Origin of the sequence: Labilibacter marinus, assembly GCF_001659685.2 — a bacterium.
GTDB lineage: Bacteria > Bacteroidota > Bacteroidia > Bacteroidales > Marinilabiliaceae > Saccharicrinis > Saccharicrinis marinus.
This window is the reverse complement of the sequence record NZ_LXYE02000001.1, coordinates 80,147-99,973: the sequence shown is the minus strand read 5'-3', so window position 1 is coordinate 99,973 and position 19,827 is coordinate 80,147. Positions and strand designations below refer to the sequence as shown.

Annotated in this window: 16 protein-coding genes; 7 read left to right on the top strand and 9 right to left on the bottom strand. The window is 36.1% G+C overall.

Annotated elements, in window-relative coordinates; translation table 11 throughout:
• Window positions 1–211: 211 nt before the first annotated feature.
• A complete protein-coding gene (locus tag A8L32_RS00340) occupies window positions 212–1,687 on the bottom strand; it encodes a cobyric acid synthase (protein ID WP_075589712.1) in 1,476 nt (491 codons plus the stop codon).
• 317 nt (window positions 1,688–2,004) lie between these two features.
• Between A8L32_RS00340 and A8L32_RS00335 the strand changes: the two genes are divergently transcribed.
• From A8L32_RS00335 to A8L32_RS00325, 3 genes are read left to right on the top strand one after another with little or no spacing between them, the layout of a single operon-like run.
• Window positions 2,005–3,978 carry a glycoside hydrolase family 97 protein gene (locus A8L32_RS00335; protein ID WP_075589711.1) on the top strand — a complete coding sequence of 658 codons (1,974 nt, stop codon included), beginning with the start codon at window positions 2,005–2,007 and terminating at the stop codon, window positions 3,976–3,978.
• A gap of 27 nt (window positions 3,979–4,005) precedes the next feature.
• Window positions 4,006–6,657 (top strand): alpha-L-rhamnosidase-related protein, encoded by a 2,652-nt coding sequence (locus tag A8L32_RS00330; RefSeq protein WP_075589710.1) that lies wholly within the window; start codon window positions 4,006–4,008, stop codon window positions 6,655–6,657.
• Window positions 6,657–8,429 (top strand): alpha-amylase family glycosyl hydrolase, encoded by a 1,773-nt coding sequence (locus tag A8L32_RS00325; protein ID WP_083631115.1) that lies wholly within the window; start codon window positions 6,657–6,659, stop codon window positions 8,427–8,429. The genes A8L32_RS00330 and A8L32_RS00325 overlap by 1 nt, the downstream gene beginning before the upstream one ends.
• Window positions 8,430–8,490: 61 nt before the next feature.
• Here the strand turns inward: A8L32_RS00325 and A8L32_RS00320 are convergent, their stop codons facing one another.
• Complete coding sequence (locus tag A8L32_RS00320; RefSeq protein WP_143524965.1) at window positions 8,491–9,642, bottom strand: BamA/TamA family outer membrane protein; 1,152 nt, start codon at window positions 9,640–9,642, stop codon at window positions 8,491–8,493.
• A gap of 157 nt (window positions 9,643–9,799) precedes the next feature.
• Here A8L32_RS00320 and A8L32_RS00315 point away from each other — a divergent pair, with 157 nt between their 5' ends.
• Complete coding sequence (locus tag A8L32_RS00315) at window positions 9,800–10,294, top strand: hypothetical protein (protein ID WP_075589707.1); 495 nt, start codon at window positions 9,800–9,802, stop codon at window positions 10,292–10,294.
• Here A8L32_RS00315 and modC read toward each other — a convergent pair.
• The 3 genes from modC to modA are packed head-to-tail and all read right to left on the bottom strand — an operon-like array spanning window position 10,280 to window position 12,861.
• Window positions 10,280–11,380 carry a molybdenum ABC transporter ATP-binding protein gene (gene modC, locus A8L32_RS00310; RefSeq protein WP_075589706.1) on the bottom strand — a complete coding sequence of 367 codons (1,101 nt, stop codon included), beginning with the start codon at window positions 11,378–11,380 and terminating at the stop codon, window positions 10,280–10,282. The two genes, A8L32_RS00315 and modC, sit on opposite strands and share 15 nt — an antisense overlap.
• Entirely contained in the window at window positions 11,377–12,102 is a 726-nt protein-coding gene (gene modB, locus A8L32_RS00305) for a molybdate ABC transporter permease subunit (RefSeq protein WP_075589705.1), read from the bottom strand. The genes modC and modB overlap by 4 nt, the downstream gene beginning before the upstream one ends.
• A gap of 3 nt (window positions 12,103–12,105) precedes the next feature.
• Window positions 12,106–12,861: a molybdate ABC transporter substrate-binding protein gene (gene modA, locus A8L32_RS00300; RefSeq protein ID WP_075589704.1), complete on the bottom strand. Its 756-nt coding sequence runs from the start codon at window positions 12,859–12,861 to the stop codon at window positions 12,106–12,108.
• 306 nt (window positions 12,862–13,167) lie between these two features.
• Here modA and A8L32_RS00295 point away from each other — a divergent pair, with 306 nt between their 5' ends.
• Genes A8L32_RS00295 through A8L32_RS00285 form a run of 3 tightly spaced genes read left to right on the top strand, consistent with a single transcriptional unit; the run spans window position 13,168 to window position 15,182 of the window.
• Window positions 13,168–14,364 (top strand): dipeptidase, encoded by a 1,197-nt coding sequence (locus tag A8L32_RS00295; RefSeq protein ID WP_075589703.1) that lies wholly within the window; start codon window positions 13,168–13,170, stop codon window positions 14,362–14,364.
• 18 nt (window positions 14,365–14,382) lie between these two features.
• On the top strand, window positions 14,383–14,571 hold the full coding sequence (locus tag A8L32_RS23820; protein WP_083631113.1) for a LytTR family transcriptional regulator DNA-binding domain-containing protein: 189 nt from the start codon (window positions 14,383–14,385) through the stop codon (window positions 14,569–14,571).
• A gap of 44 nt (window positions 14,572–14,615) precedes the next feature.
• A complete protein-coding gene (locus A8L32_RS00285; RefSeq protein ID WP_075589702.1) occupies window positions 14,616–15,182 on the top strand; it encodes a hypothetical protein in 567 nt (188 codons plus the stop codon).
• Between the two features lie 362 nt (window positions 15,183–15,544).
• On the opposite strand, the gene A8L32_RS00280 is transcribed toward A8L32_RS00285, so the two are convergent.
• The 4 genes from A8L32_RS00280 to A8L32_RS00265 are packed head-to-tail and all read right to left on the bottom strand — an operon-like array spanning window position 15,545 to window position 19,821.
• The gene (locus tag A8L32_RS00280) at window positions 15,545–16,690 is read right to left on the bottom strand and encodes a radical SAM/SPASM domain-containing protein (RefSeq protein ID WP_143524964.1); all 1,146 of its coding nucleotides are present in this window, start codon (window positions 16,688–16,690) and stop codon (window positions 15,545–15,547) included.
• Window positions 16,587–17,543, bottom strand: coding sequence for a TIGR04222 domain-containing membrane protein (locus tag A8L32_RS00275; RefSeq protein WP_075589700.1), 957 nt, complete (start codon window positions 17,541–17,543; stop codon window positions 16,587–16,589). The genes A8L32_RS00280 and A8L32_RS00275 overlap by 104 nt, the downstream gene beginning before the upstream one ends.
• 29 nt (window positions 17,544–17,572) lie before the next feature.
• Window positions 17,573–18,337 (bottom strand): exodeoxyribonuclease III, encoded by a 765-nt coding sequence (locus A8L32_RS00270; RefSeq protein ID WP_075589699.1) that lies wholly within the window; start codon window positions 18,335–18,337, stop codon window positions 17,573–17,575.
• A 35-nt stretch (window positions 18,338–18,372) separates the two neighbouring features.
• Entirely contained in the window at window positions 18,373–19,821 is a 1,449-nt protein-coding gene (locus A8L32_RS00265; RefSeq protein WP_075589698.1) for a TrkH family potassium uptake protein, read from the bottom strand.
• Window positions 19,822–19,827 lie beyond the last annotated feature (6 nt).

Below are 19,827 nucleotides of genomic sequence, written 5' to 3'. Positions count from 1 at the left end.
TATAATATTTTTCCCACAAAATTGCTTCTGTCTAAATTACAATAATTTACAATGATAAAAACCCACACTAAAAATAGTTACATGATAAGCATCATTGAAAGCGACAAATGTAATGTTTCAAATTGAAATCATACTTCATACACCATTAATATTGACAACTTCAATAAAATAAATTTCATCCTGAAATATTTACTTACAATTTAAAAGCATATTAGCGTTTTAGAGAAGCATATATATACTCCATATCCATATACTCGCGAATGTGTTCAGCTAATTTATCGTAGTTTTCTTCCTTAAACCTTTTGTAATTAAAATCAGTTATCGATGCATTAAACTTTTTTAGTATCTCATTAATGACAACTTGATTATCTAAAATACCATGAAAGTACGAACCCCAACAATTTTCATTCTTCCAGCAACCATCGCTACTTCCATCCGAAAGTACGTTTACTGCTTCATACTCAGCGTTCGTAGAAATGGTTTTACCCATATGAATTTCGTAACCTTCGCACAACTCCTGACTTCCTCTAAAATAGAAAGCACCTTGCTCAGTTACTTTATTCTTTTCCATGATGGTTTCAACGGGCAACAGTCCTAATCCTTCAATCTGCTTTTGCTCCCCTTCTACTCCATGCGGATCCTGAATGGACTCTCCCATCATTTGATAACCTCCACAAATACCAATGACCGTTTTACCTGCTTTATAAGCGCCGTGGATTTCCTTATCTATACCTAACTCTCTTAAAGTGTTTAAATCGGAAATTGTATTTTTAGAACCTGGTATTATTATTATATCTGCATTTCTTAATTCAAACTTATCCAAGGTATAATATAAATTAACCTCAGGATGCATGGATAAGGCATTAAAATCAGTAAAATTGGATAATTGCGCTAGCTTTACAATGGCCACATTTACCTTACCCGAAACAGCATGTGTTCTTTTATTAATTAAACTAACTGAATCCTCCTCTTCAATATATAAATCTTGAAAATATGGCAAAACACCAACCACTTTTACCCCAGTAATCTCTTCCAAAATAGTTTTTCCCTCCTGAAATAAACGAGCGTCTCCTCTAAACTTATTTACTATAATTCCTTTAACAGCGGCTTTCTCTTCTGGGGTTAATAGCGCAATGGTTCCATATACACTTCCAAAAATTCCACCTCTATCTATATCCGAAATAAGATAAACATCAGCTCCTGCCCTCAAAGCCATTCGCATATTAGTGATGTCTCTTTTCTTTAAATTAAGTTCAGAAATACTTCCTGCCCCTTCCATAACAATGGGACTATATTTTTTATCTAGCTTTTGAAAAGAATCATAAGCTGCATCAAATAGCTCAACCCTATCATTTTCTTGAAAATATTCATACGCAGATTGGTCACCCACAGGCTTCCCTAACAAAACAATCTGCGATTTAAGCTCACCTGTTGGTTTTAATAAAACTGGATTCATATCTACCTCAGGTTCTAACTTACAAGCTTCTGCTTGAACGGCCTGCGCTCTACCTAATTCCAATCCATCTGGCGTAGCATAACTATTTAAAGACATATTTTGTGCCTTGTATGGAGCTGGATGATATCCATCTTGCTGAAACACTCTGCAAAAACCTGCATTAACCATACTTTTACCAGCATCTGAACAGGTACCCACAAACATGATGGGTTTTAGTTTATTTTGATTCATTGACTTTTTACTTAATGATAAAAATTGGGTGAAGTCATCTTCAACTTTTATTCAACATATAACATAGACCTCAAAGTTAATACTAAAGTGGCTCTCACATACTAACTACATCACACCTTATTTAAAATCAAGCCTAAAAATGCACCAACTCGTCTTTATAGCATCTATATTAAAATCTACAGCTACGGACATATCTACCTAACTTACAATACAATTCACTTTTATTATTCTATATTTTTTTTATACATTTATTAAAAAGGTGAAATTTCATTTTTATTTGATGTATTGATAAATATCCACTTCAAGATAAATTACGCATGAAACTACTATCCTTTGTATCCATTTTATTATTGCTTATACTGAGCGCTTGTCAATCGAACAATCGTTATTCATTATCATCGCCAGATACTAGCAATCAAGTTGACATTTTTTTTAACAACGGAAAACTAAGCTATACCGTAAGCAAAGATGGGGAGCAACTGATTTCTCCTTCCAGACTTGGTTTAATTTTTGAAGAAGTTGATTTAAGTACTTTCGACAAATTAAGCGTCATCTCTGAAACTTACAATAACTCAAGCTGGGAAACCATATGGGGAGAGAACAAAATAATAAAAGATAATCATCACTTTTTAAGTTTAGAAGCCAAATCGGGCAAACATATAGTTGAAATTCATTTCAAAGCCTTTAATGATGGAGTAGCGTACAGATACATAGTTCCTGAACAAAAGCTTGATAGCCTCCATTTAACACAAGAACTATCTCAGTTTAATATGGCTCAAAAAGGAGACTATTGGTGGATACATGCGGATTACGATAGCTATGAGTTATTATATAACCAAACCAAACTGGCAAAAATTGATACTGCTCATACTCCAATAACGGCCAAGTTTAAAAGTGGTAAACACATTTCTATACACGAAGCTGCTTTAGTTGATTACGCTTCAATGACACTTAAAAACAATGGTGAAGGATTTGATTGCGACCTTGTACCGTGGCCAGATGGCATTAAGGTGAAGTCCGAAAAAACTCTAAAATCCCCATGGCGCGTGATTATTACGGGCAACAATGCAGGCGATTTAATAGAATCGGACATGGTTTTAAACCTCAACGAACCTAATAAGCTAGAGCAAACTGACTGGATTGAACCTATGCGCTATATGGGAATTTGGTGGGACATGCATCTGAATACTAAAACCTGGCATGCAGGAGCGAACCACGGAGCTACCACAGAATATGCCATGGAAATGATTGACTTTGCTTCGGCAAATGGTTTTAGGGGTTTGTTAATTGAAGGGTGGAACCTAGGGTGGGAAACCTGGAGCAATTGGAATTTTACTAAAGCATACCCCGACTTTGATATTGAAAAAGTACAACAGTATGCCAAGGACAATAATATGACCATCATTGGTCACCATGAAACAGGCGGTAAAGTTGCATACGAATACGAACCTCAGATGAAAGAAGCGTTTGAGTTTTACGGTGACTTAGGTATAAAAGCAGTTAAAACAGGATATGTAGGCAAAATAGACAATGGTCAATATCATCATGGACAATGGATGGTCAACCATTATCAACGCGCCCTTGAGCTGGCTGCAAAAAACAAAGTAGCAGTGGTTGCTCATGAGCCCATTAAAGCAACCGGTTTACGAAGAACTTACCCCAATTTTCTATCACGTGAAGGTGTTCGTGGACAAGAATACAATGCTTGGGCAAATCCTTCAAACCCTCCAAATCACACTACCATCATTCCTTTTACACGAGGACTAGCTGGACCAACTGATTTTACGCCAGGAGCTTTTCAAATGACCTACGAAGAATACAGAGAGCCTGGGTTCCCTAGCAGAGTATCAACCACGCTGGCTAAACAATTAGCATTGTATGTAACTATATATTCTCCTGTGCAAATGGCCTGTGATTTACCTAAACACTATAAGCGACATCCAGAAATGTTTGAGTTTATCAAATCTGTTCCTGTTGATTGGGAGTATTCAAAAGTGCTTAATGCAGAGATTGGCGAATACTTCACCATAGCACGAAAAGACAGAAAAAGCAGCAATTGGTATTTAGGTTCTATTACCAATGAAGAAGGCCGAGAGTTCGAAATTACTTTGGACTTTTTAGAAGAGGGAAAAACATATCAAGCCATCATATATCAAGATGGTAAAGAAGCCCATTGGGAGAACAATCCTTACGATCATAAAATATATCAAAAAGCAGTATCTGCTAAAGAATCTATTCAAATACAACTCGCGTCTGGAGGTGGCTGCGCCATCGAATTTATAGCAGAATAAGTCTCACTTAAAGAAAACAGTCATATTATGAAACAAGCCATAGCTTTCTTAGCCCTTTTAGTTGCATTAATAGGATGTAAAAACGAATCTCAAATGTTATATCAGAATAAAGATTTTAGCGTTTACACCAACAAAGTTGTTCAAGGAGAATATACTGCTCAGGTTCTTCCTGATGGTTCAATGACCAGTAATTACTTAAGCTCTGCCAATGAAGCCAGAAAAAGAACCATTGAACTTAAGTTTAGCATCAACCAAAAGGACAACGAATTGCCGTTTGCAACGAATCATCAGATTGTTGTTAAACCTGAAAATGGAAATTACACTACGCCTATTATTACATTTGGCAAACAGTTTAAAGATGAAAATGCTGGTTTAAATGAAGCTTTAGAAATAAATACACCATTGACAGTTCAGTTGGATATGCGTCATGTTTTTAAAGCCTTTGAAGAAGATGGTTTTTATGAAGATTTAAATGGCGACAAAATATACAAGGCTGACTTTAAAGGTGTTTTTGTGGCTGGAAATGTCACCCCCTTAAGTTTCGACTTTGAAAATTTACCTGGCGATGTAATGCTAGAAGATAAGGATGGTGATCATATTTACAAGTTGACATTAAATATAAACACACACGATCCTGATCGATTTATAAAACCAAGTTGGAAACTATCTGAAGATATATCTGCATATCCTAACTTAAAAACTGACAATGCTCTGTTGCAGGCCTTGTATAATATGGCTTTGGAGGAAACAGCGTTACTGAGTGAAGCGGATGGTACTTTTAGAACTGGAGCTAAATGGGCTGGCGTTTGGACACGTGATGTGAGTTACGCCATCGATCTTGGAATGGGCATAGCTGACGTAGAAAGAGCCAGGGTGTCTTTATTAAAGAAAGTAAAAAGAAACCGAATTATTCAAGATACAGGTTCGGGTGGAGCTTGGCCTGTATCATCAGATAGAACCACATGGGCTATTGCTGCTTGGGAAGTGTACCTGATCACTGGAGATAAAGACTGGTTAGAATACTGCTACAAAGTCATTAAAAACACCATTGAAGATGATCGAAAGGTAGTATACAATAGTGCCAATGGTTTATATCGTGGTGAGTCATCATTTTTAGATTGGAGAGTACAAACATATCCTGCATGGCTGGATAATGTGGACATCTTCAATTCAATGAATTTAGGAACCAACATGGTTCATTACAAGGCCTTGGATATATTATCGCAAATGGCAACAATTCGCCAGTTAAATGAAGAAGCAGACAAATATAAACTTTGGGCAAAGGAACTGAAACGTTCGATCAACCAACACTTTTGGCTCAACGACAAAGGCTATTATGCGCAATTTATTTATGGTCGCAATGCCGAATACATTTCAGATAAATCAGAATCCTTAGGAGAAGCTTTTTCCGTTTTATTCAATGTAGCCGATGAAAAATCATTATCCGTCATTGAAAATACACCTATTGCTACATGGGGTACCCCTTGCGTTTATCCGCAGATACCAGATATACGCGCTTACCATAACAATGGCATTTGGCCTTTTGTACAAGCCTATTGGAATATGGCCTCTGCTAAAGCAGAAAACGAAACAGCCTTAGAACATGGCTTAAGTTCCCTTTATAGAGCAAGCGCCCTATTTTTAACGAACAAAGAAAATATGGTTGCAGATAATGGAGACTTTATTACTGCATTAAATTCTGATAGGCAGTTATGGAGTGTAGCAGGAAATTTAGGCATGGTTTATAAAGTGCTGTTTGGGATAAAGTTTACTCCTGAAAATAACATGCAATTTTCACCCTTTATACCAGAATCATACCAAGGTAAGCTACAACTATCAAATCTGAAAATTAGAAATAAACAATTTGAGATTAGCATAAGTGGGTTTGGTAATAAAATTACGGAGTTTAAAGTTGATGGTCAATTGCAAAACGAACATGCTGTTTCGTTAATTGGAGAAGGAGAACATCATATTGAGATAACCATGTCTAATCAGAAGAACGATGGACGCATTAACATGGTTGGTAATAGTTTTCATCTACATACTCCTGAAATTAATATTGAAGGTTCAACTCTAACCTGGAAACCTGTGAAGGATGCAAGTTCGTATGATATCTATAAAGATGGAGAATTAGTTAATACTACTTCAAACTTTAGCTACAATACAGATAAAAAGAACGGAGAGTATGGGGTTATTGCAATAGATGCAGCTGGTAAAAACTCATTCATTAGCGAGCCCATTTATATTGGTAATGAAATTAAAACCAACCTTAAACAGTTTGTTAAGGATAAAACTATCAGCACTGCATCATTTCCTGATAATGCCATTGAAATTTCAAAAACAAAGAATAAAACAATTGATTGGACGGTTAAAGTTCCTCAAGAAGGAATGTATAGTATACTGTTTGAATACACCAACGGAAATGGACCTTGGAATACGGATAACAAATGCGCCATCAGAACTTTATGGGTAAATGACAATAAGAAAGCTCCAATAGTCATGCCGCAAAGAGGAATTAACGAGTGGGCTAGCATTGGCGAAACCAATGTAATTAAAACTGAATTAAAGAAAGGCAATAATTCGTTTAAAATTTCATTTGAGGCAGAAAATGAAAACATGAATATAGTAGAGAACAAGGCCTTATTAACCAACATGATATTAAAAAAACTAAACAAATAATGAACACCAACTTAAACCCCATTAAAGCAATCCTAATTATTCTTTTTCTAGCACTATTAAACTCATGCCATTTATCAGAAAATAAAAAAGTTAACACAGGCCAATTCTCTTGGAAAAACGCCACTGTATATTTTGTTTATATAGATAGGTTTTTAAACGGAGATACCAGTAACGATAGCAATTATGGCAGAATAAATGATTACGGCACGCCAACAAAAAATGTGGCTACTTTCCATGGTGGTGATCTAGCTGGTCTTACTCAGAAACTGCAAGAAGGATACTTTGAACAGCTAGGTATTAATGTAATTTGGATAACTGGCGTTTACGAACAAATTCATGGATGGGTAGGCGGTGGAAGCACTAACGACTTTCCGCATTATGCTTATCATGGTTATTATCCTTTTGATTTTACGCAGATGGATAAAAATTTTGGAACCATTAATGAAATGAGGGCTTTTGTTGATTTGGCGCATGCTAAAGACATCAGAATTATGATGGACGCAGGCATCAATCACCCAGGTTATCATACCTTATTAGATGCCGTTCAGTATAATTTTGGTGGAGTAAAAATTTCAGAAGAGGAAGCTGCAGCCCATACCTCTGGATTAAATAACAATACCGATAAAGCCCACTATAATGCTTACGAGTATCTTTCTCATTTTGAAGATAGAGATAGTTCGAGTTGGAACAAATGGTGGGGCAATAATTGGATACGATCTAAACATGAAGTTGATCAAAATTTACTCACTGAGAGTATTTTTGGCCTTCCTGACTATAGGACAGAGAGCTCTACGAATGTTAGTTTACCACCTGTTATGAAAAACAAATGGAAAACCGATGGTGGATATTATAACGCTTGGGTTAATCCATCTGCCATAAAATATCGAAAAAACCTTCAAGCACCTGTTTCAGAGCACTTGACCAACTGGTTAGCTTCATGGGTTGAAGAATTTGGCATTGATGGATTTAGATGTGATGTTCTGGAGAATGTAGACGATGACAGCTGGGAGTTGCTCCATAAAAAATGTAATGAGGCATTAGTAAAATGGAGAAGTAATCATCCTGAGCATATATGCACACAATGGGCAGATGACTTTTGGATGACAGGTGATATTTGGGGTGCTGATTATTCTTATCATGAAAAATATGCCGAATTAGGTTTTAAGTCCATAGTAAATTTTACTTTTCCAAAAAAATATAAACTAGACAGTATTGGAGAAGTATGGCAAGATTATTCCGATTGTTTCAGTAAACAGAAAGGCTGGAATACGCTCAGCTTTTTAAACAACACCTACAAAAGAGATACTAAACCAAACGAAATGCTTAACAATGGCACAGCGCTATTACTTAGCCCGGGGGCAGTTCAGATATTTTATGGCGATGAAGTAGCCAGAGAGGAAGTGCTGAATAAGGCCTCAGACCCCACACATGGATATAGAGGGGATTATGACTGGAACAACACAAATACAGCAGTATTAAAACATTGGCAAACGATAGGGCACTATAGAAAAAAGCACATAGCTGTTGGAGCCGGATATCAGTCACAACTTAGTTCCCTCACCTATGGAAGAACATACACAGGAGAAAATACTATAGATAAAATCATCATAGGATTATCAGAAAACCCAAGGCAAACTTTTGATATTGCAGATTTTTTCTCCGAAGGAACCAAACTAAGAAACTATTATACTCAAGAGATATCGATAGTAAAGGATTCCGAAGTAACATTCGAGGTGAAAAATGGAGTAGTTTTAATGGAGCTGGCTGATTAGTTTATGTCAGCTCCAAGTAGCAAGTTGGATGTAAACCCACCGCCAGCTTGTTACTTAATGCTTAAAAGGCTTCGTTAATTGAAATATAAACAGCATTGTTGTCTTTACCCATTCCATAGTCCATACGCACATTTAGTCGCGGTTGTATTTCGAATCGAATACCTGCTCCAACACTTAGTAACCAATTATCCATTTCGTGATAATCTTTAGCTAAAGAACCTGCTCCGCACCAAGCCACAAAACCAAATGGACTTTCGTAGTTACCTTTTTTATTGACCTTTCTTCGTTTAAACATATGTCGATATTCGGCAATACCGAACAAAATAGACTTATCTCTAAATCGGCCTAATTGGTAACCTCGAAGGTCGTACATAGAGCCCAACTGAGGCATCTCAGACCAAGGAACATTACCATCTGCAAAAACACTTTTCATCTGCATAGCAACAGTCTTTCTTTCAGCCACAGGAAAGTACTTACGCGCATCCAAAGTCATTTTGGTATAACTATTTCCCGATACTTTAAAAAACTTATCATACCCCGTTATGGCTAAACTCAACAAATACCCCTCATAAGCATTCTGTGGATTATCTCTAGTGTCTAATTGTACAGTAAGCCCCAATCCAACATTTAACACATTAGTTCCATAACTAATGATGTATGGATCATTCTTCATATAATCATTTAAATCTGAAGCTTTAGTTTCATTCACATCGTATGTTACTCCCACAAAAAAACCATCTGACACTTGACGAATTACACTCCCTGAAACAGACCACCAATTACGATGGTAGGCGGTTGTAACTCCCGTTTCCGATTCTCTCTCTCCAGCTTGATAACCAACACCCCAATAATTATCAGGCATGTTTCTAAAGTAAAATTCGGTTGCAATTCTATATTTATCATCTTTTAAATACAGGTACGGAAGAAAAGAGATAGCAAAGGAACCATTGGTGCTATAACCAATAGAAAAAGGCACATTTGATCTTCCTAAATCTAGGTTACCTGGTTGTAAATTAAAGGTGGCCAAACCTCCTGCTGTAACTAACAACTCTAGTTCAGGAGAATATGAAGGAGCAATATATGGATTAAACGTAAAGTTTTTAATGGGGTTGATAGAAGTAGAATCCTTATCTGAAGCATATACTTGTGATGCAATTACTACAAGCACTAAAATACAGCACACAACAAAAACTCTTTTTATTCTTAAGGTCATATTTAGCTTTATCATTAAAGTGCACGAAAGATAGCGAATTAAGCACTTACATAAAAAATAATTTATGCCGATTGGAAATATTACATCTGCACCTTAAGCACTTGTGCTTGTTATTTTATTTAAGTAACTTGAATATGTAAACCAAATCACAAACAAAATGGAAAATTTAACGACATCAACGAATGTATCCTTTAGTTTTCTAAAAGGTTCAAGTGAATTCTTAAACATTATCTTAGATAACATTAACAGCTGTGTTTTACTACTTAACAACAAAATGGAGTTGGTATCATTTAATGACGCCATAAAAACTCTATTTCCACTCTCCAGACAATCCGACCTTAAGTTTATAAAATGCGGAGAGGCCATTGGGTGTGCGCATCAAGTTGATGAACAAACAGAGTGCGGCTCAACTACAAAATGCAGAGACTGTGAATTAAGAATTAGTGCTTTATCATCTTACATAAACGACTCAGTTACTCAATTCAAGAAAATTGAAAGACCTTTTTATAACGAATCTGGTGAGAAAATAAATATCAAACTTCAGTACTCAACTAGGTTATTTCCTTTTGAAACCGAAAAATATATAATTATGGTTTTGGAGAGCTTACCCTACGACAAAACTCAAGAGAAGGAGGCTTTAAATACGCATTGAATCCAAAGCCAAGGTTTTAAAATTACAGTAAATAACTTGTCCGTTATACAGTCCCATTTGTATAAAGGATGCCTTGCTGACCTCGGCTAAAATAATAAAACCACAATCCACCACCACTAATACACGAGCTTCATCGAATATTACTTTTACGATGGAGCCCTTGAGTGAATTTCTAAAAGAAATATCTTCAACCAGTTTGCTAGAAAGGATAATATCATCAGGCTTTAAAAACACCTTCGCAAGGTCTCCTTTTTTGTACTTCCTAGTTTCGGTCTCCAGTAAGATATTTAGTTTACGATTGGCTCCAAATCCATTAAGCGTTATAATACCATCTTCCTGACTAATATGTTTAACCTCTAACTTAATCACATTTAAAGTCTCTGAAACAGGCAAAATATTAAATAAACTTGTATCCAGAATTAAATCTTCATAGTTACCATGCGAAATTACATTCCCGCCTTTTACCAAACATAGTCTATCGGTTAGTTTAAGAATATCAGGTAAATCGTGACTTACAAGTAGAACTGGTATATCCAAGAATTCAGCTACTTTTGAGATAAAAGGAATGACTTGCTTACGTAATTTCTGATCCAAAGCACTAAAAGGCTCATCCAGCAGCAACACCTCTGGCGATGTTAACAAAGCCCTACCAATGGCCACACGTTGACGCTCTCCTCCTGAAATATCTGAAGGCTTTTTATGTAGCAAGTTGCTTATCTCAAGCATCTCTACTACCTGATTAAAATCCACTTTACCTTTTTTATCCTTGACAAAGCGAGTACCGTATTTTAAGTTTTTCTCAACTGTATAATGTGGAAACAATCTTCCATCCTGAAAAACATATCCCACCTTTCGTTTATATGTGGGTACATTTATGCCTTTACTGGAAGAAAACAGTTTGTGCTCACCAATAGAAATTTCGCCCTGATGTGGACTTACAACTCCGCTAATACATTGCAAAAAAGTAGATTTACCAGCGCCACTATGTCCGAATAAACCAGTTATTCCACTTGAAAACACCTCGTTTACCTCAAAAGAGAAACCTGGTAATTCCAACGAAGCTTGTATATGTAAATCGCTACTCATTTAAATGGGTATTTCTTTAATGATGATTTAATCGTTCCGGAGCTTCCAGCCTGTTTTTTCTTCTTTCGATAAAAATACTCTGATAAAACAATGGCCACTAGAGATATTCCCACCGAAAAAGCGACCAGGATAAAGGTTTCTGATTCCTGTCCTGGCACTTGCATTTTAGAATAGATGGCCAATGGTAAGGTTCGTGTTTCGCCTGCAATGTTTCCTGCAAAAGTAATGGTAGCACCAAATTCGCCAAGACTACGTGCAAAAGCCAACACAAAACCACCTAGTATACCTGGCCAGGCCAAAGGTAAAGTGATATTAATAAAGGTTTGAACTGGAGACGCACCTAACGATTTTGAAGCTTCTTCTAAATTAGCATCCACCATTTCCATGGCTACTTTTACCGAGCGAATGATTAAAGGAAAGGAAACCACCACCGAAGCAATCACAGCGGCTGCAAATGAAAATGCCAGCTTAATACCAGTTAACTCAAACAGCCATTTGCCTATAAAACCATTTACTCCAAATACAATAAGTAATAAATATCCCGTTGTAACGGGAGGCATTACCATAGGTAAATGTAGAATGGCTTCTAACAAAATTTTCCCTTTAAACTCTTTTCTGGCCAATATATAACCTATTACAACAGCCAAAGGCAGTGCGATAACTGAGGTGTAAACCGCAACTTTAAGTGATAACCATATGGCGTTATAATCAATACTATACATTTATTATTTTTTTACAATAAAACCATTCTTTTCCCAAATCAATCGTGCCTTTTCTGTTTCCAAAAAATAATAAAATGCCCATAAACATTGTGCTTGTTCGTTATTTTTTATCATGGCCATATGATAATCAATCGCACTATGTAAACTATCCTCTATACTTAGCAATACATCTACTTTCTCCGATTTTAAGGCATCTGTATAATATACAATTCCATAAGAGCACTCTCCCATTTCTACAGCCATTAAAGCACCTCGAACATCTTTAGCTGGTAAAACGCGATTTTCCAATTGTGTATAAACACCTAAATTATTCAGCACTTCAAAAGCGTAGGTTCCCGCAGGAACATGATTGGGATCTCCCATAGAAAGTCTTCCTTTTAGCTTACTAGGTAGCTGATCAATTCTAATAGCTGGCAATTCTTCTCCTTTAGGACTAATTAAAACCAGATGATTTGAAACAGGTGAAATTCTTGAACTATCCAATATCATTTTACTTTCCTGCACATAATCCATCCATTTTTCATTGGCCGAAATATAAATATCGCATGTTGCTCCTTGTGTAATCTGTCTAGCTAAAATTCCTGATGATGCATAATTAAGGTTCACCTTTACCTGATTATTCACTCTAAATGAGTCCACCAATTCATTCATCACATTGGTTAAACTAGCTGCTACAAAAATGCTCAAATTGTCCTGCTTAACCGTATTGGTGCACGAACAAATCACAATTGCTATAATAGTATAGATAACTCCTTTCATCAATTTCACTTTAATCATCATGCTCAATAACTAACTATGATTATGCCATTCTACAAACATAAGACTTATAAATATGGTTTTATGAAGGTTATACTTTTTCATTCTTTTTGTTATCCTACAAATATGTAGGGAATATTTATTAACTCCACCAAATAGTGGTATACTATTATTATAGAATTGAACTTTCGCACACAATTTGACCATTTAAGTTAGATGGATAGAACTCTTCATTTTGCCATTGAATAGCAACAATAGCCATTGATTAGAATATCTTATATTTGCAGTCCAATCATCAAAAAAGAAAACATGTATTCTATTCAACTTATTCTTGCAGTTTTTACGCTAATATCAACACCCAAAGGCACTAACAAGTCAGTACAAACTATTCACGAAAGTGCAATAACTATAGACACACATTGCGATACACCCATGAAATTTGTGAATAAAGGATTTGATATTAGTGTTTCGCACGAAGCTCCTTCGAGTAGAGTGGATATTCCTAGAATGGAAGAAGGTGGTTTAGATGCCATCTTTTTTGCGGTATTTACGGGGCAAAAAGAACGAACTCCAGAAAACTACAAAGAAGCCTACGATTTGGCTTATCAAATGATAGACTCGACCAAAGCCAGCCTAAAAGCAAATAAAATAACAGCTCAACTCACATTAAGTAGTAATGATTTAAACAAAGCCATCCGTAAAAATAAAAAGGCCATTTATTTAGGCATGGAAAATGGTTTTCCAATAGCCAAAGATATTAACCGAGTTGAGGAGTTCTACAAACAAGGCATCCGTTACTTAACATTATGCCATACGGCGAATAATGATATTTGCGATTCATCTACGGATAAAAAAGGAGCCGAACACAATGGTGTGAGTGAATTTGGTAGCTATGTAATTAAAGAAATGAACCGCCTTGGAATGATTGTGGATGTTTCCCACATTTCTGATAAATCATTTTTTGATGTTCTCGAAATTAGTAATGCTCCGGTTATTGCTTCTCATTCTAGCGTGCGCACCGAATGCGATCATCCTAGAAACATGAGTGATGAAATGATTAAAGCTTTGGCCAAAAACAATGGTGTTATTCAAATTTGTATTTTGGGTGATTATATTCGCCCTGCCGATACCACTTCTACAAACTATCTGAAGAAAGAAGAACTTCGACTAAAATACAATAACTACCAATTTAAGAATGATGATGAACGTAAAGCTGCTTGGGCAGAATGGCATCAGATTGAAGAAAAATGGCCTCAGGTACTCCCTACAATTAAAGATGCCGTTGACCATATTGACCATGTGGTAAAATTGGTTGGGGTGGATTACGTTGGCATTGGATCGGACTTTGATGGCGGCGGCGGATTAGCAGATTGCCAATCGGTAGCTGACTTCCCAAAAATTACTGAAGAATTAATAGCCAGAGGTTATTCTGAAGAAGATATCCATAAAATATGGGGTGGTAACTTTTTAAGGGTGTTTAAAGAGGTGGAGAAGCTTAGAGAATAGGAATCGTTTTTTTCATCGATAGTAGCGATTCAGAATCTATTAAAAAAACTTCCTTCATCTAACTTTATACGAACACATAAAAGTCATGCCATTAACTTTATGAAATTAGAAAGTGTGGAAGGTAATTTAATACATTTAAATAATACCAAAGTACCGATTGGAGCAAGCTATAAAAAAGAGATAGACAAAAGAATAAATAATAATTAAAGTTTTATATTCGCAGTCATATTTTAACCATATAATTTCTAAACATGATTAAGTCATTTACCTTATTAATAGTTTGCTGCTATTTTTTACAAGCTTGTTCTAAAGATGACACTCCTTCAACACCTGAACAATTGAATATTGTTACGGGCATATATACATCAGACAATGAACAAAGTGTCTTAGCAGTTTATGGTAATCCTAATGTTTATTCCGAAGTAAAAGAAAAGTTGAATACTGAGTCAGGAATTATTAGCAACGATTATTCAGGCCTAAGAACATACCCTAATCCTTGTGATGATTTTATCTCCATTAATGCTGACATTGAAATTGTAAAAACATGGATGATTAAAGCTGAACCTTCCAATGCACATAAAAACATTGACTTTACAGACTTATTGAGTCAGGCTTCATTCAATAATACAAAACTAGACAAAGCCGCTTTTACTACTTTTGACATTTCAGGTAAGTCTATAATGCTTAATACAACAGATTATGAAGAAGGTTTTTATCGAATATTTGTTGAATTTAAGAACGGAGAAATAAATTGCAGCAATATCTTTGTCACTAAGGACTTTGAGCAATCATTTAAATATTTCGAGTCAATCTGGTAATTACAACAAGCCTCATATATTTTACATATCAGCTCAAGAAATTAGCTCCGGTTCCTCAGCATTTTTCTGCAATTACTTAGCAAAGCGCTTCAATCCTTCAGCTTTTTACTTAAAGGTTGAAGCAATACAACTACATGCCTTTAGATAATTGCTACAATTGCTAATGTTTTTGCTCAATACTTTCTGAAATTTTCTTAAAGCTTTAAGTTATTTGCTTAAAACCTTAAGCTATTTATTTAAACATCGGAGCTATTTTATTTGACCGTTTAAGCTTTTTTCTAAAGCATCGAAGAAAAAAAGGTAGTCTTTGGAGAAAATATCACAGAGCATTAAGTTTCACTGTAAAAAGAGGGCCTCATTTACTATACCGTCCTGCTTTCTTGCACCTTATTTGCAATCCAACAATTAGGATCTTTTAGCTTGTAGTTGTTGCTTTTAGCGTAAGACAAACACTTTAAACCACCTGCGCAACTGTTTTTATAATAACAAGCAGTACACGCTTCATCTACTTCAGGCTTCCGAATATCTTTTAAGATATCGTTATTCAAATAAAGCTGTACTAAATCTTCTTTTAAGATATTTCCAACGGTGATGGGCAGACGTCTGCAAGGCATAATATCTCCTTGAGGTAAAATAGCCAATAAAGTTCTTCCTGCCGAACATCGGTATGGATGGCCGCCCGAAACTAAAAATTGAAGTGCCCGATTAGCCGACACTTGAGTTTTTGAGAAGAAATAGTACTTACTTTTATGTTGTTCTTTTTTTATTATTTCAAAGAACTCACGCACTTGGCTTGTACTTAGGCATAATTCATCTGAATCGTTACTGGGCAAATACCTATCTGTCCAGACTTTAAAAGCTCCATACTTCCGGCCAACTTTAACCACCTTACCAAACTCGTTATAATTGACAGCATTTGCAGTAAAGGAAAGCATTACAGGAATCTTAAATTTCCGATAAGTACGAATTGCAGATATAATCTTAGTATAGCTCCCTTTGCCTCTTATTCTATCATTGGTTTTTCGTCCACCTTCTAAGCTTATTTGAATAAACCTTGGACCCAATCGTTTTAGTTCACTTAATCCCTCATCACTCAAAAGATAACCATTTGAAAGTATAGCAAACGAAAATAACCTTTTGGCTTTAGTCGCTTTAAGCAACTTTAAAAAGTCCTTTCTTACAAAAGGTTCTCCTCCTGTAAAATTGATATGTGCCCTAACCTTACCATGTACTTTTTTACAGGCCAACACAAAAGCACTCAGCTTTTCAAGAATAAGCAATTGATCTTCATAGGAAGCTCCTGGTTCTGTGTAAGAATCCTGATAACAATGGCTACATCTAAAATTACACTGATCGGTAATATGCCATTGAAAAGTAATATCTGCGGGAAGTTGCTCCATCATATCAACCTCCGCAACCTCCGCAACCACCACCACAGCCGCCACCTCCACATCCACTTGAACATCCACCGCCCCCAGAACATCCACTTGAAGTACATCCTCCTCCACAGCTAGCACAACCAAAACCAGCTGTCATCGCAGTAGCTTTTTTATCAAAGGCAGCCGGATCTTCAATAACACCCATTAATCCACCTGTTGCTATTGCTGCTACACCAAAAGCAGCAACTCCATATAAAAGATTATCTTGCTCCAACAAAGCTTCTCCTTCTGTAGAAGTTTTTATCCATTCAAAACGATCTTTACAACGTTCAATAAATTTTCTCCCTAGTGTAGTAATTCTAACTTTATTGGGTCGTATAATTAATACAGCAATAAATCCAATTACAATTAATAATAGTACCAAAAACAATACTGGTTTGTCTCTAGATATACCTAAAAATAATTTTAAACTTCCAGGAATATAAATTAGCAAGATTCCCAATGTAAACCATCTTTCCACCCATTTCTTCAGATCATCATTAGGCGTTAATTTCTTCTTTTCCAACTGTTTTTTATTCTCTTCAATTAGCACTTCCAAAGATGGCATTGTCTTCTTTTGAAGAATATTTTTAAACAATAATGGTTTTTCTGAAAGTTTACAGATTGCCTCCTCTACTTTGTTTAATCCTTTGGCATTGGGGTTAATTGTTTGCATTGAAAGAAACTTCCCATTAATCTGTATTACTTTCTTTCTCCATAAATTAAAAATAGAATGTACAATTGCCCCTCGCACTCCTTTTCGCAAAATAGCAATATCTAAAGCATCTAAACTGGTAGGTTCTGGAATTTCAAGCTTACTTGTTGGATCATTATTTTTTATTAAGCTTGAAACTGCTAAAATAATAGCTATAGCATATAAACCAAACCATAATAAAAACCATGGCCCAGGCATATTTATAAGTGTCTCAATAATACTTTGCATATAGGTTTGATTAAAAATTAGGACTCATCTTACTTCAACTCTATCCCAACCGGGCAATGATCCGATCCCATTACATCGTTAAGGATAAAAGCATCTTTAAGTGATGGAAGGAAGCTTTCGCTGGCTAAAAAATAATCGATTCTCCAGCCTACGTTTTTACCACGCGCTCCTGCCCTGTAACTCCACCAAGAATAAGTATCTTTTTGCTCTGGGTAAAAATGACGGAAAGTATCCTTTAAGCCACCTTGAGTAAAACGATCCATACCATCAATTTCTTCTTGCATAAAACCTGCCGACTTATTGTAATTAGGTTTTGGTCGAGCTAAATCAATTTCAGTATGCGCCACGTTAAAATCGCCACAAACCAATACAGGCTTCTCTTTCTCTAAATTCTTTAAGAAATCGAAAAAAGCTTTATCCCAATCCTGACGATAATCAAGGCGTTTTAATGCACTTCCCGAATTAGGCACATACACATTCACCAAGTAAAACTTCTCATACTCTAAAGCCAATACTCTGCCTTCTGTATCATGCTCATCAATACCCATATCTTTATTTACACTGATAGGTTCCGTTTTTGAGATAATGGCTGTACCCGAATAGCCCTTTTTCTCAGCCGAATTGGAATAGATATGGTAACCTTCTAGAGATGCCAATGTTTCAGCTACCTGATCATCTTGTGCTTTTGTCTCCTGCAAACACAAAATATCCGCATTCATCTTTTCAAAATCGGCAAAAAAGTCTTTTTTGGCCACGGCTCTAATACCGTTCACGTTCCAAGATATTATTTTCATGATCGTATTTTTTTGCGAGCCAATATACTGAAAGATTATTGATGCCTCCAAAAGTTAGGCGAAAACAATATTAACACCGAGAATAACTCTAAGCGCCCCAAAAGCATCAGGAAGGATAAAATCCATTTTCCGCTATGCGGTACATGCAAAAAATTATTTACAGGTCCTACTGAACCCAAACCCGGACCAATACCTCCCATCGATGTGGCCACTGCTCCCGCTGCAGAATCAATACTCATACCAACAAATGTGAGCAGAAACGTTCCGATAGCACATATTACCATGTATAAAACTAAAAATGCAAGCACCTTATAAACCACCTCGCTCGAAACCGACTTTTTGCCAATTTTAAGCGGAATAACAGCATGTGTGTGCGTCATCTTTTTAAACTCGATACGGATATTTTTAAACAGAATCATATGTCTGAATAACTTAATTCCTCCAGAGGTGCTTCCTACGCAAGCTCCGCTAAACATCAGTAAAAAAATAAGAAAAACCAGATAAGGATGCCAAAGGCTATAATCGGCAGAAACGAAACCAGTACTCGTAATTATACTACTCACCTGAAAAAGTGCAGCGCGAAAAGATTGCTCTACTGGAGCATGATCAATAATACACAATGATGCTGTTATAATAAGAGAGGTAATAAGGATGATACTCAAGTAAATCTTAAATTCTGCATTACATAGCAGTTTGCGCCAATTCCCCTTTCCTAAAAAATAAAACAAGGAAAAGTTGGTTCCAGCAAAAATCATAAATACAACCAGTACATATTGAATGTATGGTGAGTATCCCGCTACACTATCATTTTTTGTTGAAAAACCACCCGAAGCCAACGTGCCAAAACTATGGCACAAGGCATCAAATAAGGGCATGCCGCCAATGAGCAAGAATATGGTTTCTAAAGCCACAAGCAAAACATAAATTCCCCATAAACTTTTGGCAGTTCGGGTAATTTTAGGATGCAACTTTTCGTTGACAACTCCTGCAGATTCGGCACTAAACAACTGCATTCCTCCAAAACCAAAATACGGAAGTATGGCCACTGCCAACACAATAATTCCCATACCTCCTATTAAGTGAGTTGTACTTCTCCAAAATAAAATACCATGCGATAAGGCCTCAATATCATTGATAACAGAAGCACCTGTTGTGGTAAATCCAGATATTGTTTCGAAAAAAGCATCTGTAAAATTATTGATGGCACCACTTAATAGGTAAGGCAAAGCACCAAATAAAGACATGACTACCCAAACAGCAGTAACAACAATAAAGCTTTCTCGCTTTAGCTGTTCTTTTTCTTTACGATGATTGAACCACCAGCATATTCCTCCGGTTAAAAAGGTAATGACAAAAGAACTTATAAAAGTATGCGTATCCGCCTCGCCATATAAAACGGAAACGCCTGCACAGATAAGCATAAAAAGGCTCTCGAATACCAGTGCCAATCCAAAAGCACTTAGTATAAATCTTTTATCTAACATGGGTAC